The organism is Ensifer adhaerens (assembly GCF_013283195.1).
In the GTDB taxonomy this organism is placed as follows: Bacteria; Pseudomonadota; Alphaproteobacteria; order Rhizobiales; family Rhizobiaceae; genus Ensifer; species Ensifer adhaerens_G.
In genome coordinates this window covers 257,722-278,220 of the sequence record NZ_JABEKT010000005.1, presented here as the reverse complement: position 1 = coordinate 278,220, position 20,499 = coordinate 257,722, and the positions used below count along the sequence as shown (strand labels likewise).

The window sequence follows — 20,499 nt, the reverse complement described above, 5'->3', positions numbered from 1 at the left end:
GCGGCGCAGGGCATGCGCAATTGGAAAAACTGTACCGACGAATGGTGCGGCTTGACCTGCCCGGGCCGTATCGGCGGGTGCCGGGCAGATCCATTCCAACGGCGTTCAGCCTCGCTGGCCGACCAGGGCGAAGAGGGCGCCTTGCGGGTCGAGCGCCTGGACGATCCAGGCGCCGCCCGGTACTTCCATCGGCTCAAGCACGATCTTGCCACCGCCGGACTTGATGCGCTCGATCGCCGTGTCGAGCGCTGGAACGCTGATGTAGTAGAGCCAGTAGGGTGAAGGGATATCCTTCGGCTTGGTCATCATGCCACCGGCCTGGGCGCCGTCGATGGCAAAGATCTGATAGATGCCCATCTCGCCCATATCCATGGCCTGGTCCTTCGTCCAGCCGAAAGCCCCGGCATAGAAGGGGAAGGCTGTGTCGAGGTCGCCGGACATCAGTTCGTGCCAGCCGATCTGGCCGGGAGCCATCGGGTCGACAGCCGGTGGGGGATCACCGATCCCGCTGAACAGGGCGAAGACCGCTCCATGCGGGTCGGTGGCGATGGCGAAGCGGCCGATGCCGGGGATGTCGTCGGGCGCACGGTGGATCTTGCCGCCCTTGGCAGCAACGTCCGCCGCCGCGGCATCGACATCGTCGACGCCGATGTAGCCGAGCCAGGCGGGCGGCACGTTCATCTCGAGTGCGCCTTCGGGCATGGTCATCAGCCCTGCGACCTGCTGCTCGCCTTTCGTAAACAGGGTATAGTTCACGCCCGGCATGCCGGCGTCGCGGGCGTCCCATCCGACGACATCCTTGTAGAAGGTTTCCGCCGCATTGGTGTCGGTCGTCATCAGTTCGTACCAGACGAATTTGCCGTGATGGCCTGCCATCTTCTGTCCTCCGGTTGCAAAGTGGGATTCTGCGCTGACCGAGGCCAATGCGCCCCGAGTGATGTGTTCGAAATTCGCTGTCAGATGCGCGTGTATTGCGCCGTCATCAGTTCCTTCCAGGTCCCGTCGTCCCTCCTGACATGGGCTGTCAGCAGCCGTCGGGATTGGTCGACAAGGGTTATTGCGTCGCGATATCTGGCCTGCTTTCCCGGGACATCGAAGTCCGGGCCATCGCAGTAAAGAGACAGCGTCCGCCCGTCGGGTTCAAGCTCGCCGTCATAGATCCACATGTGGTTCATCATCGAACCGACCCAGGTCCCGACGAAGCGACCGGATTGGGGCGTGTATCCGAGGGTCATTAAGCTCTGGCCGAAATTGCCGTCCGGCATCGTGCCGCGCCCTTCGCAGACCGTCCAGAGACCTTCGAGGCTGCGAACATGTTCGGTCCAGGGGGTGCCTTTCGCCGGCGCATCCGGCGTGTGTACCTGCCAATCGCCGAGCAATTGCTCAAGCCAGCGATGGGCCTCCTCCGGCTCCGCTTTCATCGATGTTTCCCTTCCGACGGCGACTTGCCATTCGATCTGAGATGCACGTCAAGGGTACAGGCGATTAGAAACGCACCCGACGACGAAAGGTTCCATCGTCGGGTGCGCTGCCTTGGGAGGCTTAACCGGCCTTGCGTCGAGGGGCATCTTCATATTCGTCGTGGCGACGCACGAACCCTTGCGTGCCATCCTCGTTTCGTCCCTTTGGCGCGCGGTCGAGAAGCATCAGCGTGCCGACCATTTCCTCGAGCCCGCGGGCATAGGTGGAGTAGGTATGGTAGACGCTGCCGTCGTCGGTCTTCTGGAAAGCACTGAGGCCGGGCAGTTCCTCGTGCGCATTGGCGCTTTCCAATTCGGTGAAGTTGTAGACGACCTTGCCTTCAGCGAGTTCGGCCTGAGTGAACGCGACGTGAAAGTCGCTGTTGAAGCCGTTGCCCTCGGCCGAAACCCAGGGGAAATGCCAGCCCATGCGTTTCCTGTAGGCTTCGAGCTTGGAAAGCGGCGCATTGGAGGCGGCGATCAACGTGACGTCGTGGTGATTGAGGTGCGGCAGCATGCCGTCGAAATGATCGACGAGGAACGAGCAGCCGGGGCAACCGGCTTCCCAGGTCGGGCCGAACATGAAGTGATAGACGACGAGCTGGCTGCGTCCGTCGAACAGGTCCGCCAGTGATTTTGGGCCGTTCGGTGTGTCGAAGATGTAGGACTTTTCCATCTTCACCCAGGGCAAAGCGAGGCGCGCCGCGTTGACCTTGTCTCTCAGGTGGGTGTGTTCTTTTTCCAGATCCAGAAGCGCCCTGCGCGCTTTCAGCCATTCACGCGGCGATACGACTGCATGATCCTGTCTCATGCCCGTTCCTCCTTCCAACGTTGCACTTGACTATTTACGTTGATATCAACATTAATCGATCATGTCAAAATCGCCCGTCATTCCGTTCGAGACCACAGGGTTCGTGAAGGACACATGCCTGTGCCTGCATGTCCAACGCGCGGCCCGCGCGATCGCCCGCCAGTTCGACGAGGCCCTGCGACCGCTCGATATCACCAACGGGCAGTTTTCCCTGCTGATGTCGCTCAATCGCCCTGTCCCGCCGAACATGCGTGCCGTGGCTTCGCTGCTTGCCATGGATCGTACGACGCTGACGGCGGCGCTGAAACCGCTGGAGCGGCGCGGGCTCGTCGAGATTTTCGCCGACGAAGACGACCGGCGGTCGCGCAGGTTGCGGTTGACGCCAGAGGGCGAGCAGCTTCTGGCACGGGCCGTTCCGATCTGGAAGGCGACCCACGCGGTCGTCGACGAGAGGCTGGGACAGGATGGGCCGGCGCGTTTGCGTGCCGACCTACTACAGATCGCCTGAAGCCGAGCCAGCGCTCCAGACCGTCGCCGGGCGATCCCGCAGCATGGCGATGGCTTCGCCGATCAATGCGGTTGCCTGCTGCATTCGCTCCTCTCCGAGTTCTGCGCCGAAGGCATCTGCCCAGACGGCCTGCCTGGCCTTGATTTCATCCAGCACCTCTTCGCCGCGCGGCGTCGGCACCATCAGCTTGGCACGCTGGTGCGCCGGATTGTCGCCGTAGGCGATCAACCCCTCGCTTTCCAACAGATCGGCGATCCGCTGAACGCCTTGACGGGCAAGGCCAAGCGCGCGTGCGGCGTCGGCGACTGACATCGGCGCGTGGTTTGCTGCCGCCAGCACCTGCCAGCGCGCACTGGTCTGGCCGGAGGGTCTGGCGAGTACGTCGCCGGCCGCGGTCAATGGGCCGGCCAGACGTAGCACCGAGATGGCGAACTCAGCGAAGGCGTCGCCGGCGGGAGTGCGAAGGGGATCGTTCATGTTGACGGCGACAACCATTGTGCGATGATGAATAATGACAGCATGTTGTCATGGCGAGTTGTTTGTCGCAAGGATTTTGATCGAACGAGGAGGAAATCGAAATGGCCAAGCGGACATACAAAGGCAGTTGCCACTGCGGCAAGGTGCGTTACGAGGCCGATTTCGATCTCGATGCCGGCACGACCAAGTGCAACTGCTCGCTCTGTGCCAAGGTGCGCTATTGGGGTGCGCAGGTCCGGCCGGGTGATTTTCGTGCTGTCGCAGGAGGCTGATGTCGCCGACTACCAGTTCGGTGCCAAGGTCGGGCATCACCGCTTCTGCCGTGCCTGCGGCATCGTCCCGTTCAGCCACGGCTATGTCGAGGAATTTGGCGGCGCCTACTATTCCGTCAATCTTGCCTGCCTCGACGATCTCGACCCTTCGGCGCTTGCCGCAGCTCCCGTCTCTTACATGGATGGGCGCAACGACGACTGGGCGAATGCGCCTTTGGAGGTTCGGCACCTTTAGATCGGCAGTCTCTTGCGGTCGCCGTCATTTCCTTTTCCGGATTTTCCAATGGATGCAATTGACAATATGTTGTCATTATGCGAGCGTAAGACGACAGCAAGTTGTCATGTTGGCGCATTGAGATGGGCGCTGTTCTGGTCTGGGAGTGAAGGCAATGAAAATGACCTATCGGGGGAGCTGCCATTGCGGGAAGATCCGCTATGAGGCCGACATCGATCTCGACGCCGGTACCGGCAAGTGCAATTGCTCGATCTGCTGGAAGAAGCGCTATTGGGGCGCGATCGTCAAACCGGATGCGTTCCGGCTGCAGGCCGAGGAAGTCGATATTGCCGACTACCAGTTCGGCAGCTTCAGCGGGCATCATCGCTTCTGCAAGACCTGCGGGATCGCTGCCTATGGCCACGGCTACATCGAAGAGATCGGCGGCGCATACTACTCCGTCAATCTGGCCGCCCTCGACGACCTCGATCCGGCGGTGCTGGCCGAAGCACCGGTGAAATATATGGACGGCCGCAACAACAACTGGTTTCACCCGCCGGCCGAAACACGCCATCTCTAGGGCCGCCAGGCTTCATCACGGCGCAGGGCGCGCGTTTCAAACCTTTCGGAACTCGAGGTGGTAGGTGACCTCTTCGCCGGTTGTCGGATCGATGCCCGGCGCGCTGTGGATCACCAGCCGCTCGCCGTCCAGAATGTAGGGTCGAACCAGGTCGGAGGTGCCCCAGATGGGGTTCCAGCTCGCATCGACATGATGGATGACCTTACCGTCCTCGAGCGTGTAGGAGCCGGCATAGGCGAGCATCGAATCGAACAGCGCCACCTTCTCCTCGTCGGTGGGCGTCGTGCCCTTCGGTGCCGGCCGGTGACGCTCGACCACCACCGCGGTCATGCGGCCGTCCGGCTGGTAGGAGAGGTAGCCGATGGGATCCGGGCCCATCGCATCGGTGATCTCGCCGGATACCACCGCCTTTCGGGTCCAGGAGAGCATTTTCCAAGTGCCGAGCAGGTCCGCTGCGTTTGTCATCGTCCACCTCAATAAAATTAGGTAAACCTAAAATAGCAGGTGAATTGTGGACGGAACAGGCCGGCTGGCCTTGGCAAGGGCGTGTGTGGCAGCGAGCGGTGCTACCCGCATAAAAAAGGCCCCCGCGAGCGGGAGCCTCCATCTCGTCAACCGTTACTCGTTCAGAGATCGCCGAGGTCGCGAACCGCGCCGCGGTCTGCCGAGGTGGCAAACGCCGCATAGGCCTTGAGCGCCGTCGTCACCTTGCGCTTGCGGATCTCGGTTGGCTTCCAGCCTTGGGCGTCCTGCTCCGTGCGGCGGCGGCTGAGTTCCGCTTCGTCGACCCGCAGGCTGATCGTGCGGTTGGGGATGTCAATGTCGATCATGTCGCCTTCGCGCACGAGGCCGATCGTGCCGCCCTTTGCCGCTTCCGGGGAAACGTGGCCGATCGAGAGGCCCGATGTGCCGCCGGAGAAGCGGCCGTCGGTGATCAGCGCGCAGGCCTTGCCGAGGCCCTTCGACTTCAGATAGCTCGTGGGGTAGAGCATTTCCTGCATGCCCGGGCCGCCCTTCGGACCCTCGTAGCGGATGACGACGACGTCGCCGGCCTTGATCTCGTTGGCAAGGATCGCCTTGACCGACGAATCCTGGCTTTCAAACACGCGGGCCGGACCGGAGAACTTCAGGATGCTCTCGTCGACGCCGGCAGTCTTCACGATGCAGCCGTCGAGCGCGACGTTGCCCTTCAGAACCGCAAGACCACCGTCCTTGGAGAAGGGATGCTCGACCGAGCGGATGACGCCCTTTTCGCGGTCGGTGTCGAGTTCGTCCCAACGGGCTGCCTGGCTGAAAGCGACCTGGGTCGGGACGCCGCCGGGTGCAGCGCGGAAGAAGTTGCGCACGGTTTCGCTCGTCGTGCGGGTGATGTCCCAGCGGTCGATGGCGTGGCCGAGGGTTTCGCTGTGCACCGTCGGGCAATCACGGTTGATCAGCCCGCCCTTTTCGAGTTCGCCGAGGATCGACATGATGCCGCCGGCGCGGTGTACGTCTTCCATATGCACGTCGCTTTTGGCCGGTGCCACCTTCGACAGGCAGGGAACCTTGCGCGACAGCCGGTCGATGTCGGCCATGGTGAAATCCACCTCGCCCTCATGGGCGGCGGCGAGAATGTGCAGAACGGTGTTGGTCGAGCCACCCATGGCGATGTCGAGCGCCATGGCATTTTCGAACGCCTTCTTCGAGGCGACGTTGCGCGGCAGGACACTTTCGTCGTCCTGCTCGTAGTGGCGGCGGGTGATATCGACGATCAGGTGGCCGGCTTCGACGAACAGGCGCTTGCGGTCGGCATGCGTCGCCAGCGTCGAGCCGTTGCCCGGCAGCGACAGGCCGAGCGCTTCCGTCAGACAGTTCATCGAATTGGCCGTGAACATGCCGGAACAGGAACCGCAGGTTGGGCAGGCGGAGCGCTCGATGACCTTGACGTCCTCGTCGGAAATGTTGTCGTCGGCGGCGGCGACCATGGCGTCGACCAGGTCGAGCGCATGGGTCTTGCCGTGCAGCACGACCTTGCCGGCTTCCATCGGGCCACCGGAGACGAAGACGGCGGGGATGTTGAGCCGCAGCGCCGCCATCAGCATGCCGGGGGTGATCTTGTCGCAGTTGGAGATGCAGACCATGGCGTCGGCGCAGTGTGCGTTGACCATGTACTCGACCGAGTCGGCGATGATCTCGCGCGAGGGCAGCGAATAGAGCATGCCGTCATGGCCCATGGCGATGCCGTCATCGACGGCGATGGTGTTGAATTCCTTGGCAACGCCGCCGGCCGCCTCGATCTCGCGGGCAACGAGCTGGCCGAGGTCCTTGAGGTGCACGTGGCCGGGCACGAACTGCGTGAACGAGTTGACCACCGCAATAATCGGCTTGCCGAAGTCGCCGTCCTTCATGCCCGTCGCGCGCCAAAGGCCGCGGGCGCCGGCCATGTTGCGGCCGTGGGTGGTGGTGCGGGAGCGATAGGCAGGCATGGACGTTTTCCTTCAAGGACGAAATGTCATTGGCTGATAGGACGGTCACCGACCGCCAGTGCAGGGGGCTAACTAGCGCAAAATTGCGTGCGCGTCATCTTTTGCGTCAGATTATTTCGACGCGACACGGGCCGCATTTCCGCCGGCTATCGCCGCCTTGCAGCACTCTAGCGTCGCGTCCTTGCCTTGCACACCCGACACGCGATCTCCTTATGAAAATCTTATGCCGGTCGACGCAAGTCGCAATCGAAACCGGACGTGGGGCGGGGGTAGCGTTTGCTCATCGACAACGGGTGAGCACCATGACCCTTCACGATTTCAGCTTTCGCCATCGTTCCGATACACCGGATCGCCGCCACGGCATCGACCCCTTCCAGGGAGGCCAGACCGAAGGCGGGCCAGATGCCCTGAGGCATCTGCTCGTGCGCATCGCCACGGTTCGTCGGTTGCGCGAACATCACGTCTGGGAGGCCGTGCGGTTGCTCCTCGACAGGTCCGACCTGGTGCCGGACGACTGGCCCTCGCGCCGTTTTCGCGATCTGATGGCCGCAGACGCGCTGGTCGATGCCGTGATCCACCTGACGATGGCCACCAAAGCCAAGCTCTGCCTGCGTACACTCAGCCATGAGTGCGGAGTGTGGACCTGCGCCCTTCGCTACGCGCCTGGAGGCACCGGCCGGGTCACATTCAAGGCGCGCCACGCCGATCTGGCATCGGCGATCCTATCGGCCTTCCTGCAATGCTGCCGCGTCCATCGGCTTGTCATCGAAAGCCACGGTACCCGCAGCAGTCATCTCCCAACCTGAAGGATATTTCCATGAGCGATCATTCGCTTCGCCTCGAAGGGGCGATCACGGCGCTGGTCACGCCATTCAAGGACGGCAAGGTCGATGGCATCGGCCTGATGTCGCTCGTCGAATGGCAGATCCGCCACGGCATTTCCGGCATCGTCGCCTGCGGAACGACGGGTGAGGCGGCAACGCTTTCGCGCACAGAGCGGTCGATGGTCATCGAACGCTGCGTCGAAGTCGCCGAGAGAAAAATGCCGGTAATCGCGGGCACAGGCACCAACTGCACGCAAACGACGATCGAACTGACGGCAGAGGCCAAGGCGCTCGGCGCCGATGCGGCGCTCATCGTTGCGCCCTACTACAACAAGCCCTCGCAGGAGGGGATCTATCGCCATTACGAGGCGGTGGTCCGGGCTGTCGATCTGCCTGTCATCGTCTACAACGTTCCCTCGCGCACCGGCGTCGACGTGGCACCGCGCACGCTCGAGCGATTGGCGCAACTGCCCGGTGTCATCGGCATCAAGGATGCAACGGGCGACATCGGCCGCTTCCTTGCATCGCCGCCATCCCTCAAGGCGCGGCTAAGCCAATTCTCCGGCAACGACCAGACGGCGCTGCCTTTCAACCTCTGCGGCGGCCACGGCACGATCTCGGTGGCCGCAAATGTCGTGCCGCGGCTGATGGTTTCGCTGCACCACGCAATCGCAACCGGCAACGCCCAGGCGGCCGTCGCCATCCATCAACGGCTCCAGCCCCTGTTCACCGCGCTTGAGCGCGAAACCAATCCGGGCCCGATCAAATACGCGCTGCATCTGGCGCGGGGCTTCAGCCCCGAAGTGCGGTTGCCGCTGACGACGGTGTCGCTGGAGACGGCGGCGGAAATTCGCTCGGCGCTCGAACCGTTGATCGAGGCGCACCGCAGTCCCCGCTTGCCGCTTGCCCTTGCGAGCTGAGCCCGGCCACCGATCGAATTTTCCATGTCATCGCAGATCGGACGGATCTTGCCATTGTGCGCGCCCGGTGCCGCCCTTGCCTTTCGTCAAACCCCTCAAAGGAGACAGACCATGTCACGCTTTCCCCACCTTGCCGCGCAGGCGGAACTAAGGCGCCGGTCGCACGAGATCGAGCCCCACCCAGCCGACAACAGTGTCGTTCGCGATGCTTTCCTCGGGATCGGCATCCGCCTCGGCGCCGTGCTTGGCCTCGCCTACGCCATCCAGACCGTCATTCCCTGGCTTGCCGGCTGAGCCGCCGCAATCTTCATCAACGAGGACCATTCGATCATGGGCAGTATGCAGCAGCCAGGGCGCGGCTTTTCGGCGCGCGCGCGTTTCGTTGTCGGGCGCGACAGTCACGGATGGTGGGTTGTTTCCGACCGTAAAGGATTGGTCGGAGGGCTTTTCACCAACGAGGCGGCGGCGATCCATTTCGCGGTGGAAGCGAGCGATCGGCACCCCGAAGACGTGTGCCGCGCACCGGACGGTGCCGCCATTGATCTCGGGATGTTTGCGAGCAGGCCGACTTCGCGCCGCACCCACTCCTGATTTCGACGTCATTGCTTCCGTCGGTCAAGGCGCCCGCCTGGCCGACGGATGAGTGCCGAACAGCGCCATGGCGCGTCCTGTTCGGAGCCTGTCAGACCTTGACATCTTCATGTTAGCGATTGCTTGCAAACCCGCGCCCGCGGGTTCATTGTTTTGCGTTGACTGTGTGCAAATGGCTCTGGATAGCATGTGGCGCGGGGCCTCTTCGAAGGTTCGCTATTGATGAAGTGTCACGAGTGCGGTTGTAACATCGAGGGGCGTTTTTCGTTTTGCCCGAGCTGCGGGGCCAGACAGCAGAGCCCGTGTCCGGGCTGCGGTGCAGACTGCCTGCCCGGTTTCGCCTTCTGCCCGAATTGTGGGACACCGTTGGACAAGCCGGTGGCCGTCAAGGTCCTGGTTTCGGGACAGGTTGCCGTCATGCCCCTGCCGAGGGCGGCACGGGGTCAATCCCCAACGGTATCGAGCGACAACGAAAATGCCGACCGTCGCACGGCGACCATCCTTTTTGCCGATTTGTGCGGTTTCACCGGCCTCGGCGAGCATATGGATCCGGAGATCCTGCAAACCTTTCAAAATGAACTTTTTGTGGAGTTGACCGAAGCGGTCGAAACCTATGGCGGCTTCGTCGACAAATTCATCGGCGATGCCTTGCTGGCGCTTTTTGGCGCTCCGGTGGCGCATGAGGACGATGCCGAGCGCGCCCTTCGCGCTGCGATCGACATGATTGCGCGAGCAAACCTGATCGGTGAACGCTGGGAGGATCGTATCGGCGCGCCGGTGAACCTGCACATCGGATTGAATACCGGCACCGTTGTCGCCGGTGCCCTGGGAGCGGGAGACAGCAAATCCTATTCGGTCACGGGGGATGCCGTGAACACCGCCCAGCGCCTGCAGTCCATGGCGGGACCCGGCGAGGTTCTCGTCGGCCCCGTCACCTATCGCGTGACCCGGCATGCCTTCGCCTATGAGGCGCTGGGGGCAACCGCGCTGCGCGGCAAGGCCGGCATTGTCGAGGTCTACCGGCTGATAAAGGTACTTGACGCCCCTGGTGCCGCCCGCGGCCTGGAGGCGTTGGGCCTGACTGCACCGCTAGTCGGGCGCGACGCGGAAATGAAGCGGCTGCTCGATTGCCTGGAGCTTGCCTGTGACGGGGCGGCGCAACTGGTGCGGCTGTCCGGCGAGGCAGGGATGGGAAAATCGCGGCTCGTCCATACATTTCTTGGGCTGGTCGCCGTCGACCCGCGCTTCGGGCATGTCGTCGTTCGCAGGGCAAGCTCATCTCCGCTTGGAGAGCCTTCCTACGGCGTCCTGGCATCTGTGTTGCGCGGCGCCTATGGCATCTCGCCCCTTGATACCCTGGAACGCACCACCGAGTTGCTGACAGCGGGGCTGGCCGAGATCGGCTTTGCGCCCGAAAAACTGGAACAGCTTCTGCCGCTCTTCCTGCGCATCCTGGGAATGGGGACGCAGGACGAAAGCTTGCGCCATGTCGAGCCGGAACAGATGCGTCGCCAGCTCTTTGCAGCGGTGCGCGCCATCTTCGAGCGACGCCTGTCGCGAACGCCGCTGCTGCTGGTGATCGAGGATCTGCATTGGGCCGATGCGGCGTCCCTCGATGCCATCGCCTTTATCCTCGATCGGATGGAGGGCGGTCCATTGATGATGCTGACGACGGAGCGTCCCGAAACGGCGGTCGACCGGCTGAGACCTGGCCGAACGAGCCTGACGGCGTTGCGGCTCGCGCCGCTCACCGATGCCGAAGGGCACAGGCTGCTGTCCGCCTTTTTCGGTGCCGATGGCCTGCACCGGGGGTTGGCAGGCCGCATTCTGGCGCGCGCCGGCGGGAACCCGCTGTTCATCGAAGAAATCGTGCGGGGCCTGATCGAAGTCGATGCTCTCAAGCATTTCGGCGCCGCCTGGCGCGTGGTGGAGCGCGAGGCGACCGTCGACATTCCTGTCACCATCGAAGCCATGTTGCTCGGCAGGGTCGACCGGCTGCAGCCGCAGTCGCGCAGGCTGCTTCATCATGCGGCGGTCATCGGCCCACGGTTCGATGTCGAATTGCTGCGGGTCGTCGCCGGCGACGAACCCACGATTGATGCCGCGCTGGATATCCTGTGCGATGCCGAGATTATCGAGGAGACGCGAGAGGGCCGCCTGCAGGGCGCGCAGACCTATCGCTTCACCCAGACGCTGTTGCAGGAGGTGGTCTACAACAATCTGCTTCTACGACGGCGTGCGGAGATACACGCCGTCGTCGCCGACCGGCTCGAGCGCCGCTATGGAGCGCAGACCACGAGACTGGAGGAAATGGCGCTGCTTGGCCACCACTTCAGCCAGTCGGAGGATAAATCGAAAGGCGCACGCTATCTCATGTCGGCGGGAGAACGTGCGCAGGCGATCTATGCGAACGACGATGCCATACGGTTCTACAAGCAGGCGATGGCCGCCTGGGCGGAGGCTGGCGAGGAGGGGGGCGAATGGCTTGCCGCCCGCGAGCGGGTTGCCGACCTGCTCGGGCCTTCGGGGCAGCGCGATACGGCTGCGGGGCACTACGCGTCCCTCCTCGACGTCTATCGTGCCACCGACGATCGGATCTCCGCGGCCCGCATCCAGCGCAAGTTCGGACATCTGTTGTGGGAGGCAGCCCGACGCGACGAGGCGCTCGCGGCATTCGCCAACGCGGCCCAACTTCTGCAAGACGCGGATGCGCCGATCGAAAGCGCCCATCTCTCCCAGGAGCGGGGCCACCTTGCCTTTCGCATGGGCAGCTATGCCGACGCGATCGTCTGGGCCGACGACGCCTTGAAGCGCGTCGGCGGGCTGATGCCGCAAGCTCTGCAGGCGCGGCGCGAAGTGGACCGGGTGACCGCAGAAGCCCTCAATACCAAGGGCGTGGCGCTGGCGCGCCTTAACCGCGGCTCCGAGGCGATCGCAACGATCGAACGCAGCGTCGCCGTCGCGGAGGCTGCCGATCTGCTCAATGCAGCCTGCCGGGGCTATACCAATCTCGCCGTTCTCTACACGATCATCGAGCCGCGCAGGGCCATCGAGGTCTGCAAGTTCGGCTTCGACATGGCGCATCGTATCGGCGACCTTGGCTTCCAGGCGCGGCTGCTTTCCAATTTGGCCGTGGCCTATTGCACCTTCACTGATCGCTGTGCGGCCGACGGCATTCCGGCTGCCGAACGGGCGATCGCGATCGACCGCGAACTCGATCAGCGCGATCATCTGCCGGTGTCGTTGCTGGTGCTGGGACAGATCGACCAGTGCCATGGGCGCCCTGATGTCGCGCGGCGTCTCTACGAGGAGGCTCTTGAGCTCGCGTTCGAAACGCGAGAGGCGCAGCTGTTGTTTCCGTGCTATGATGGCTTGGCGACACTCTGCCTTGATGCGGGTGACCTCGAGGGTGCGGAAAGGCACTTTGCTTCGGCTCGCGACATATGCACACGGCACGGTCTCGATCCCGAAGCGCTGACGATACTGCCGTTTCTCGACTAGGGCGCTGCAGGGCAGGTCCATCGAAGGCAAGTAAGACGATCCGGATTGCAGGATCGGGCGCCAATGGCTGTCCGAAATGCAGATTTGTGTCGCCAAATCGGTTCTGCGTCAGACGCGACGGCGCGTTCGTCCCAGCGTTCGACACGTCCGCCCGCGTCTCCGCAACCCACGATCGGTACGAGGAGAAGAGATCATGATTGAACACCACAACGGACCGCTACAGCCGGGCGATCGGGCGCCGAACGTGGTCCTTGACGCCATCACCCAGGATGGCCAGATTTCCATCGACGATTTTCGCGGACGCAAGCCTGTCCTGGTCGGCCTGTTCCGTGGTCTGCATTGCCCCTTCTGCCGGCGGCAGATCGCTGCGATGGCGCAGCTCGACGGGGCGTTGCGCGAAAAAGGCATCGAGAGCCTGACAGTCGTCAACACGCCGATCGACCGGGCACGGCTCTATTTCCGCTACCATCCCTTGCCGAATCTGCTGGCGGCTTCCGATCCGGAGCGGGTTTCGCATCGCGCGTTCGGCTTGCCCAATCTTCAGTTCACCGAGGATGAGGACGAATGGCCCCACAAGCTCGCCAAGAAAACCGCCATGGCGATGCTGATCGATATGCCCGGCGAGTTGCCGACCGCGATGGATCCCTGGGCAGCCTCGTCCTATCTCGACAAGGCGGACGGCTATCAAATCATGCAGGACGACGAGCGTATGATCGCCGCCGGCGAGGGTCAGCTCGTCGGCGAGTTCCTGCTCGACCGGGATGGCATCGTGCGCTGGAGCTTTACCGAGGCGACGAACGACGGGCGCAACATGTTCGGCATGCCGCGCCGCGAGGAGCTGATGTCGGCCGCCTCCAACGTCGCCCATTGACGACGGCCGATTTGCGCCTCGGCCGTTCATCCATTTAAAACAATCTGGCCCCGGAGGAGGAATGTCTTCCGGGGCCGTCGTTGTGTCAGGACTGACGTCAGGCGAGGGAGGCAACCGCCTCCTCGATTAGTGCGACGATCTCCGGGGCGTGCGAGGCCAGCGATGCGTGGCTTGCGTCGAGCGTGATCGTCTTTTTTGCCTTGATGCGCTCGGCCATCCACGCTTCCGTTTCCGGCGGTATCATGTTGTCTCGGCTCGAGACCTGGTACCAGCTGGGCTTCACCTTCCAGGCCGGCGGGCCGGACTTGTCTTCGAAACAGCGCCCGGCAATCGGCTTCTGCGCCACGGCCATGACCAACGCTTCGGTCTCGCCGAGATCCTGACCAAAACTCTGGCGGAACGTCGCCTGGTCGAGCCAGAGCAAACCATCCTTGTCCGGCCGGATGCTGCCGGCGCCGGAAGGGGGATCGCGGCGGGCGAAGATGCTGCCAAGACTGTCGCCTTCATCGGGCGCGAAGGCGGCAATATAGACAAGGCCGGCGACATTCGGCGCGTGGCCGGCGCCGGTGATCACCGCACCCCCGTAGGAATGGCCAACCAGCAATGTCGGCCCGTCTTGCGCTGCCACCAGCCTTGATGTCCGGTCGACATCGTCGGCAAGCGACGTCAGCGGGTTCTGGACCGCGGCGATCTTGTAGCCCTTGGCATGCAGCGGCGGTATCACGTGGCGCCAATGCGAGGCGTCACCCCAGGCGCCATGGACGAGCACGATGTTCTTGATGGCTGGCATTGTCCGTTCCCTTCTTTCCCGTGGGGAGGCTCTCTAATCCTGGCTCCTTTGCCGTCGAGATGACGCATGGCCGATGTCTGGCGGCTGCGTTCAGGCCGAAAGAGCAAGGTAGGGCGGCGCGGTTGGTCGGTCCATGCGCACGCCGACGATTCGCCATGCTGGTCGCGGTGAGGTCGATGGCGGCATTAACGTCGCGTGGCGCCTTTGCGCGAAGATGCGATCACGGCAGGCAGCCTTGCTGTGGCGCGCATATGTGCGGATTGCGGCGTCTACCGGGAGTAGTTCCGTGTTGGGGGATGGACTGACATAAAGCCAATATGCGCGGCGCAGCCGTTTGCCGAGCCTGCATCTGGTTTTCTGTCTCTGAGAAGGGCCAGGTGATGGGGATGTTCGCCTGAGTAAAGGATGGTGGGCGTGACAGGGATTGAACCTGTGACCCCTACGATGTCAACGTAGTGCTCTCCCGCTGAGCTACACGCCCATCCGATGAGGCGCATAGACCATAGAACCCGCTGTCGCGTCAATAGGGTTTTTGCAGGTTTTTTGACAGAAATTTTGCAGGGCGTTTTTCGCCGCTATCCGCAGCCTTTGGCCGCCGGCAGGAAGCCCCGGATTTCCGGGCTTTGCGCGTAAGTCACTGAAATGAAAAGACCGCCGAAGATCCCTGTGGATCGCGGCGGTCAATCTGAAATCCGCGCTGAACCGTCTTGAACTGGTGCGGACGGAGGCGGCGGCTGTGGAAAAATGTCTGGCCTCAGGCGGCCAGCATCTTGTTGACCTCGTCGACGAGGTCGCGGAGGTGGAACGGCTTCGACAGGACCTTGGCGTCCTTCGGAGCCTTCGAATCCGGATTGAGCGCGACGGCGGCAAAGCCGGTGATGAACATCACCTTGAGATCCGGATCGAGCTCGGTCGCCCGGCGGGCAAGCTCGATGCCGTCCATCTCCGGCATGACGATGTCGGTCAGGAGAAGCGAGAAGGGCTCTTCGCGAAGGCGATCGTAGGCGCTGGCGCCGTTGTCATAGGACATGACCTTGTAGCCAGCCTTTTCGAGCGCCTTCACAAGGAAGCGGCGCATATCGTTGTCGTCTTCGGCAAGAAGGATTTTCACAGTCATGAACTCGGCCGTTGCTTCTGTTTATTCATTGCGGATGGATTGCAGCGTTCTATCCAAGCCGCAACGGGGTAAATATCTCGTGAACGCGGCGCGTCAACTCCCGAGAAACCGGAGTGGGCGCACTATGGACACAGAGCCGGCCAACTGGCAACATGATGACAACAGCAAGAACCGCACATGGTAAAAAGGGTTCCGATGGGGGAGATGACGGAGAGGGAGCTGTTTGAGGTTCTGGAACCTGCAAGCCAGCGGATTCCCTTCGTATTCAACTCGCCGCACAGCGGTCGATCTTATCCACAGGCCTTTCTCGATCAGTCGCGCCTCGATGCGCTGGCAATCCGTAGGTCCGAAGATCACTACGTCGACGAGCTGTTCCAGAATGCGACGTTCCTCGGCGCGCCGATGCTCTTGGCGCATTTCCCGCGCGCCTTCCTCGACGTCAATCGCGAGCCTTACGAACTCGACCCGCGCATGTTCGACGGCCCGGTGCCGCCGCACGCCAATATCAGCTCGATGCGGGTGGCGGGCGGCCTTGGAACCGTGCCGCGGCTGGTAGCCGAGAACATGGAAATCTACCGCGGCCGTTTTCCCGTCGAAGAGGCGCTGACGCGGATCGAGACGATCTACAAACCGTACCATGCCACCTTGCGCAAGCTGATTGCGCGCACGCACGTGCAATTCGGAATGTCGGTTCTGATCGATTGCCATTCGATGCCGGGCAACGTGCATCTGCCCGGCAGCGCCCAGCGGCCGGATTTCATCATCGGTGACCGCTACGGCACCAGTGCGGCCGCGGAGCTGTCGCGGATAGCCGTCGATCTCTTGCAGGAGTTCGGCTATACCGTTGCACGCAACAAGCCCTATGCCGGCGGCTTCATCACCGAACACTACGGCCGGCCGAGCCGGGGCCTGCATGCGCTGCAGATCGAGATCAATCGCGGGCTCTATGTCGATGAGACGACGCTGGTCAGGAAGCCTGGTTTCGGGGCGCTGGTCGACGACCTCACCAGCTTCATCGCCTCGCTCGCGCGCCATGTCGAGGACTATGGCGCCTATCTGCCGCTTGCAGCGGAGTAATCGCCGGTTTCCTGCCAGACCTCAAAAAGAACCGCGCCAATGGCGCGGTTAAGTCTAGGGAGGAAACACCCAAGGAGGGTATTTACAGTCACGAGTGACTGCATGAAAACCCTAATATTGCACTGCACAATTGTCAAGTTGAGCGACTGAAAACTTTTGCAGTGCATCAAAGGAATTTCACCGCTTCGAATGCACTGAAGCCGCTGGCGCGGCACACCGTCATCGATCACCAGCAGCGGGCTGCCTGCCTTTGCCTTTCTGCAAATTTCGGCTATGCAGATCGGACCTTCCTGCTTCCTTCCCCAAAAGAGAGTGCCATGCTGCCCGACCGCTCCTTTTTCGACCGTCTCGCCGATGCCGCCAAGGCGGAAACCTTGCCGCGCTTTCGCATCGGTACGAGCGTCGTCAACAAGATCGAGGGCGGTTTCGATCCGGTGACGGAAGCGGACCAATCGGCTGAAGCGGCGATCCGGGCGCTGATCGAGCAGAATTTCCCCGATCACGGCATTCTCGGCGAGGAGCATGGCAATGTCGGCCTTGATCGCGAATATGTCTGGGTGATCGACCCGATCGACGGTACGCGCGCTTTCATCTCCGGCCTTCCGGTCTGGGGCACGCTGGTCGGACTTTATCGCAACGGCGATGCGGTGATGGGCCTGATGGACCAGCCGTTCACCGGCGAGCGCTTCTTTGCCGATGGCACGAAGGCGCTCTATCGCGGCCCCGATGGCGACAAGGTGCTGTCGACCCGCGCCTGCGACGCGCTGTCCGATGCGGTGCTGTTCACGACCTCGCCGCATCTCTACACCGGCGACAACAAGACCCGCTTCGAGGCGCTGCAGGACAAGGTGCGGCTGTTCCGCTACGGCTGTGATTGTTACGCCTTTGCGTTGCTGGCGGCCGGCCATGTCGACCTGGTGATCGAGTGCGGGCTCAAGCCCTATGACGTCGGTGGCCTGATCCCACTGATCGAGCAGGCTGGCGGCATCGTCACCAACTGGCAGGGCGGACCGGCGGAGATGGGCGGCGAAGTCGTCGCTGCCGGCAGCGCTGCGCTGCATGCGCAGGCACTGGAAATCCTCAAGGGCTGATATCAGCGCAGGTAGGCGTGACCCTTCTCAGGCCGCTTCGCCTTCGTCCTCGTCGTCTTCATCGGGAATGATGAACGCAAGAATGGCCGCCATCGCCTGGGCGCGATAGCGATCCGCTTCGTGTAGCAGTTCGTGGCGCGCACCGTCGATCGGGATCATGTGGGCGGCGCGGAAGTTGCGTGCCAGCCACTCGACGGCGATATGCGGCACCAGCCGATCGGCCGTCGGCGCCAGGATAATCGTCGGCAGGGTAATGCGGGTCAGATGTTCGCGGCGCGTGACACGCCGCACCGCGCGAAAGGCTTCGGTCAGCCAGCGCGCCGATGGCGGCCCAAGCCGCAATTCCGGATAGGCATCGGTCAGAGCAAGATTGCGCGCAAAGCGGCGGCGATCGGCCGTCAGTACATTGTTTTCAAAGGGGCGGTTGCCCTTGTCGGCGTGCAGCGGCAGACGTCCGAGGCCGAGCCAGCGCATTACCGTTGCCATGCTCGCGATGCTGCGTTCGCCGATCACCTGGCCACCGAGGCCGACAAAGGGGGCGAGCACCACCAGGCGATCGATGCGGCTCGAAAGCATCGGGGCGAGGGACAAGGCGACCAGTGCGCCCATGGAATGGGCGACGATCGAAAAGGGAAGTCGGGTGTCCGGCAGCACGATCTGCTCGAGGAAGGTGGTCAGATCGCGCTCGTAATCGGAAAAGTGTTCGACGTGGCCGCGCCCGGGCTCGGGCAGAAGCCGCTCGGAGCCCGCCTGGCCGCGCCAGTCGAAGGTGGCGACCCACAGGCCGGCAGCGTTGAGCTCGGCGATAGTCTCGAAGTATTTCTCGATCGATTCGTTGCGCCCCTGCAGCAGCACCACGGTGCCACGCGCAATCGGCGTTTTGGTCTTGAAGATCGCATAACGGATCTTGCGGCCGCCGGCTCCATCGAAGAAGCCTGCCACGGGATTGTCCGGTATCGGATTGTCAGGTGTGGAGTGGAGGATTGTGGTCATGACGGACGAAACCAGGGTGAAGGCGCGTTGATCCTAGGCATCAGGGATAGGCGGCGGGCTTGGCGCCGTCAAAGAAAAAAGCCGGAAACGGTGGGTGAAATCCGGACGATCACCGTTTCCGGCCGCTGAAGGAGAAGGGACATGTCACTTCAGCCCCAGGAGATTTCCTCCCAGTGTGGCTGTTCTAGTCCCCACGATCTGAACCGCGGCCGAACCGTGCATTCATGCGCCGTTCACCGGACAAGAATCTTGAGGTGGCATGCCTTGAACTGGCGAAATCGCATTCCCATGTTCTGCTCACGGACGCCGATAACGGGTCCGTTCACCGGTCGCGCCGCTGCCTGGATGGGGTGGCAGACCAGATATCGCAAACAGTTGCTCCCAGGAGGACACCATGCGTCACGTTGATTTTTCCCCCCTCTATCGCTCCACCGTCGGCTTCGACCGCCTTTTTACGATGCTCGACAGCCTCGGCCAGCCTGACCAGGCCCAGACCTATCCGCCCTACAACATCGAGCGTACCGGCGAAAACGCCTACCGCATCACCATGGCGGTTGCCGGCTTCGACGAAACGGAACTGTCGATCGAAGCGCGTGAACACACGCTGACGATCAAGGGCGAAAAGAGCGAGGAAAAGGCGGAAGAAAACCAGTTCCTGCATCGCGGTATTGCCAAGCGCGCCTTCGAGCGCCGCTTCCAGCTTGCCGACCATGTGGAGATCAAGTCCGCTTCGCTGAAGAACGGCCTGCTGCACATCGACCTCACCCGCGAGATCCCGGAAGCAGCCAAGCCGCGCCGGATCGACATTACGTCGGTCGCCTCGCAGCCGAAGCAGATCGAGGCTCAAAGCCTCTAATCCCTACCTCCCAAGCTTCAAAGAGGCGGCGCCCGAAAGGATGCCGCCTTTTTCGTTATGTCCTGGCGGGTTCAGCGATTGCATCCGGCTCTTTGCGGGCGGCATAGCGCTGGGCGATCACGGCGCAGGCCATCAGCTGGATCTGGTGGAAGAGCATGACCGGCAGCACGATCGCGCCGATGTTCTGGCCGGCAAAGATGGCGCTCGCCATCGGGATGCCGCTCGCAAGGCTCTTCTTCGAGCCGCAGAAGGTAATGGCGATCTCGTCGGCCCGGTTGAAGCCGAGGAGACGGCTGCCGAACATGGTGACCGCAAGCACCGCTGCCAGCATGACGACCTCGATCGCGACAAGCACGCCGAGATCGGTGAGCGAAAAGGTCTGCCACAGGCCGGATGTGACCGCTTGGCTGAAGGCGAGATAGACGACCATGAGGATCGAACCGCGGTCCACGGGTGCAAGCAGACCCTTGCGCGCCCGGATCCAGCCGCCGATCCAGGGCTGCAGCAATTGGCCGGCAATGAACGGCGCCAGCAGTTGCAGGAGGATCTGCTCCAGCGCATCCAGCGACACGCCGCCATGGCCGCCGGCGGAAAACAGCAGGCCAACCAGCAGCGGCGTCAGGAACATGCCGAAGATGTTGGAGGCGGACGCTGAGCAAATCGCCGCCGGGACATTGCCGCCGGCAACCGATGTGAAGGCGATCGACGACTGCACCGTCGAGGGCAGGACGCAGAGGAAGAGAATGCCGGTATAGAGCGCCGGCGGCAGGACCGACGACGGCACGAAACCGACGGCAAGACCAATCACCGGGAACAGCACGAAGGTCGAGGCCAGGATCGCCAGATGCAGCCGCCAATGAAGAAAACCGGCGATGACAACGTCACGCGAAAGCCGCGCGCCATGCAGGAAGAACACCAGGCCCACCGCCACCTTTGTCGCCATGGCGAACCAGACGGTTGCGCCGCCCTGGATCGGCAGCAACGAGGCCAAGAGCACGGTCAGAAGCAGAAGCACGGTGAACGTATCGGGAAGGTAGCGGCGCATGGCTGTCACTGGCTCGATTGAGAAAACACCTTGCTG

Annotated in this window: 21 protein-coding genes, 1 tRNA gene and 1 pseudogene; 12 read left to right on the top strand and 11 right to left on the bottom strand. The window is 62.7% G+C overall.

The window, feature by feature from the left end:
* Positions 1 to 105 precede the first annotated feature (105 nt).
* From LPJGGPFB_RS30590 to LPJGGPFB_RS30580, 3 genes are all read right to left on the bottom strand, one after another.
* The gene (locus LPJGGPFB_RS30590) at positions 106 to 876 is read right to left on the bottom strand and encodes a VOC family protein (RefSeq protein WP_173423668.1); all 771 of its coding nucleotides are present in this window, start codon (positions 874 to 876) and stop codon (positions 106 to 108) included.
* Between the two features lie 80 nt (positions 877 to 956).
* A complete protein-coding gene (locus LPJGGPFB_RS30585) occupies positions 957 to 1,421 on the bottom strand; it encodes a DUF1579 domain-containing protein (RefSeq protein WP_173423667.1) in 465 nt (154 codons plus the stop codon).
* A 121-nt stretch (positions 1,422 to 1,542) separates the two neighbouring features.
* Positions 1,543 to 2,271, bottom strand: coding sequence for a DUF899 domain-containing protein (locus LPJGGPFB_RS30580; protein ID WP_173423666.1), 729 nt, complete (start codon positions 2,269 to 2,271; stop codon positions 1,543 to 1,545).
* Between the two features lie 61 nt (positions 2,272 to 2,332).
* On the opposite strand from LPJGGPFB_RS30580, the gene LPJGGPFB_RS30575 reads away from it, so the two are divergent.
* Positions 2,333 to 2,779 carry a MarR family winged helix-turn-helix transcriptional regulator gene (locus LPJGGPFB_RS30575; RefSeq protein WP_173423665.1) on the top strand — a complete coding sequence of 149 codons (447 nt, stop codon included), beginning with the start codon at positions 2,333 to 2,335 and terminating at the stop codon, positions 2,777 to 2,779.
* On the opposite strand, the gene LPJGGPFB_RS30570 is transcribed toward LPJGGPFB_RS30575, so the two are convergent.
* Positions 2,765 to 3,256 carry a MarR family winged helix-turn-helix transcriptional regulator gene (locus LPJGGPFB_RS30570; protein ID WP_173423664.1) on the bottom strand — a complete coding sequence of 164 codons (492 nt, stop codon included), beginning with the start codon at positions 3,254 to 3,256 and terminating at the stop codon, positions 2,765 to 2,767. The two genes, LPJGGPFB_RS30575 and LPJGGPFB_RS30570, sit on opposite strands and share 15 nt — an antisense overlap.
* Before the next feature lie 101 nt (positions 3,257 to 3,357).
* On the opposite strand from LPJGGPFB_RS30570, the pseudogene LPJGGPFB_RS30565 reads away from it, so the two are divergent.
* Together LPJGGPFB_RS30565 and LPJGGPFB_RS30560 are read left to right on the top strand one after the other, a co-directional pair.
* Positions 3,358 to 3,763, top strand: a pseudogene (locus LPJGGPFB_RS30565) (GFA family protein).
* A 154-nt stretch (positions 3,764 to 3,917) separates the two neighbouring features.
* The gene (locus tag LPJGGPFB_RS30560; protein ID WP_173423663.1) at positions 3,918 to 4,322 is read left to right on the top strand and encodes a GFA family protein; all 405 of its coding nucleotides are present in this window, start codon (positions 3,918 to 3,920) and stop codon (positions 4,320 to 4,322) included.
* A gap of 36 nt (positions 4,323 to 4,358) precedes the next feature.
* Here LPJGGPFB_RS30560 and LPJGGPFB_RS30555 read toward each other — a convergent pair whose 3' ends face one another.
* Positions 4,359 to 4,787, bottom strand: coding sequence for a lipocalin-like domain-containing protein (locus tag LPJGGPFB_RS30555; protein ID WP_173423662.1), 429 nt, complete (start codon positions 4,785 to 4,787; stop codon positions 4,359 to 4,361).
* Positions 4,788 to 4,948: 161 nt separating this feature from the next.
* The gene (gene ilvD, locus LPJGGPFB_RS30550) at positions 4,949 to 6,787 is read right to left on the bottom strand and encodes a dihydroxy-acid dehydratase (protein ID WP_173423661.1); all 1,839 of its coding nucleotides are present in this window, start codon (positions 6,785 to 6,787) and stop codon (positions 4,949 to 4,951) included.
* Positions 6,788 to 7,089: 302 nt separating this feature from the next.
* On the opposite strand from ilvD, the gene LPJGGPFB_RS30545 reads away from it, so the two are divergent.
* The 6 genes from LPJGGPFB_RS30545 (at position 7,090) to LPJGGPFB_RS30520 (ending at position 13,494) form a co-directional block, all read left to right on the top strand.
* On the top strand, positions 7,090 to 7,593 hold the full coding sequence (locus tag LPJGGPFB_RS30545; protein ID WP_173423660.1) for a hypothetical protein: 504 nt from the start codon (positions 7,090 to 7,092) through the stop codon (positions 7,591 to 7,593).
* 11 nt (positions 7,594 to 7,604) lie between these two features.
* Positions 7,605 to 8,531 carry a 4-hydroxy-tetrahydrodipicolinate synthase gene (gene dapA / locus LPJGGPFB_RS30540; RefSeq protein ID WP_173423659.1) on the top strand — a complete coding sequence of 309 codons (927 nt, stop codon included), beginning with the start codon at positions 7,605 to 7,607 and terminating at the stop codon, positions 8,529 to 8,531.
* A 111-nt stretch (positions 8,532 to 8,642) separates the two neighbouring features.
* Positions 8,643 to 8,825, top strand: coding sequence for a hypothetical protein (locus LPJGGPFB_RS30535; RefSeq protein WP_173423658.1), 183 nt, complete (start codon positions 8,643 to 8,645; stop codon positions 8,823 to 8,825).
* A 36-nt stretch (positions 8,826 to 8,861) separates the two neighbouring features.
* Entirely contained in the window at positions 8,862 to 9,122 is a 261-nt protein-coding gene (locus LPJGGPFB_RS30530; RefSeq protein WP_173423657.1) for a hypothetical protein, read from the top strand.
* 222 nt (positions 9,123 to 9,344) lie between these two features.
* Positions 9,345 to 12,623, top strand: coding sequence for an adenylate/guanylate cyclase domain-containing protein (locus LPJGGPFB_RS30525; RefSeq protein WP_173423656.1), 3,279 nt, complete (start codon positions 9,345 to 9,347; stop codon positions 12,621 to 12,623).
* Positions 12,624 to 12,816: 193 nt separating this feature from the next.
* Positions 12,817 to 13,494 (top strand): peroxiredoxin-like family protein, encoded by a 678-nt coding sequence (locus LPJGGPFB_RS30520; RefSeq protein WP_173423655.1) that lies wholly within the window; start codon positions 12,817 to 12,819, stop codon positions 13,492 to 13,494.
* Between the two features lie 97 nt (positions 13,495 to 13,591).
* On the opposite strand, the gene LPJGGPFB_RS30515 is transcribed toward LPJGGPFB_RS30520, so the two are convergent.
* The 3 genes from LPJGGPFB_RS30515 to cpdR1 all read right to left on the bottom strand — a co-directional run bounded on the left by LPJGGPFB_RS30515 (position 13,592) and on the right by cpdR1 (position 15,401).
* Positions 13,592 to 14,284, bottom strand: coding sequence for an alpha/beta fold hydrolase (locus tag LPJGGPFB_RS30515; protein ID WP_173423654.1), 693 nt, complete (start codon positions 14,282 to 14,284; stop codon positions 13,592 to 13,594).
* Positions 14,285 to 14,690: 406 nt separating this feature from the next.
* A tRNA-Val gene (locus LPJGGPFB_RS30510) sits at positions 14,691 to 14,765 on the bottom strand.
* A 273-nt stretch (positions 14,766 to 15,038) separates the two neighbouring features.
* Positions 15,039 to 15,401, bottom strand: a complete 363-nt coding sequence (gene cpdR1, locus LPJGGPFB_RS30505; protein WP_025424823.1) for a response regulator CpdR1 — start codon at positions 15,399 to 15,401, stop codon at positions 15,039 to 15,041.
* A 195-nt stretch (positions 15,402 to 15,596) separates the two neighbouring features.
* On the opposite strand from cpdR1, the gene LPJGGPFB_RS30500 reads away from it, so the two are divergent.
* A complete protein-coding gene (locus LPJGGPFB_RS30500; RefSeq protein WP_173423811.1) occupies positions 15,597 to 16,478 on the top strand; it encodes an N-formylglutamate amidohydrolase in 882 nt (293 codons plus the stop codon).
* A gap of 317 nt (positions 16,479 to 16,795) precedes the next feature.
* Positions 16,796 to 17,569: a histidinol-phosphatase gene (gene hisN / locus LPJGGPFB_RS30495; RefSeq protein ID WP_173423653.1), complete on the top strand. Its 774-nt coding sequence runs from the start codon at positions 16,796 to 16,798 to the stop codon at positions 17,567 to 17,569.
* A gap of 27 nt (positions 17,570 to 17,596) precedes the next feature.
* Here the strand turns inward: hisN and LPJGGPFB_RS30490 are convergent, their stop codons facing one another.
* Positions 17,597 to 18,562 carry an alpha/beta fold hydrolase gene (locus LPJGGPFB_RS30490; protein ID WP_173423652.1) on the bottom strand — a complete coding sequence of 322 codons (966 nt, stop codon included), beginning with the start codon at positions 18,560 to 18,562 and terminating at the stop codon, positions 17,597 to 17,599.
* A gap of 394 nt (positions 18,563 to 18,956) precedes the next feature.
* On the opposite strand from LPJGGPFB_RS30490, the gene LPJGGPFB_RS30485 reads away from it, so the two are divergent.
* A complete protein-coding gene (locus tag LPJGGPFB_RS30485; protein WP_077500592.1) occupies positions 18,957 to 19,418 on the top strand; it encodes an Hsp20 family protein in 462 nt (153 codons plus the stop codon).
* 55 nt (positions 19,419 to 19,473) lie between these two features.
* Here the strand turns inward: LPJGGPFB_RS30485 and LPJGGPFB_RS30480 are convergent, their stop codons facing one another.
* Complete coding sequence (locus LPJGGPFB_RS30480; RefSeq protein ID WP_173423651.1) at positions 19,474 to 20,463, bottom strand: bile acid:sodium symporter family protein; 990 nt, start codon at positions 20,461 to 20,463, stop codon at positions 19,474 to 19,476.
* Between the last annotated feature and the right edge of the window lie 36 nt (positions 20,464 to 20,499).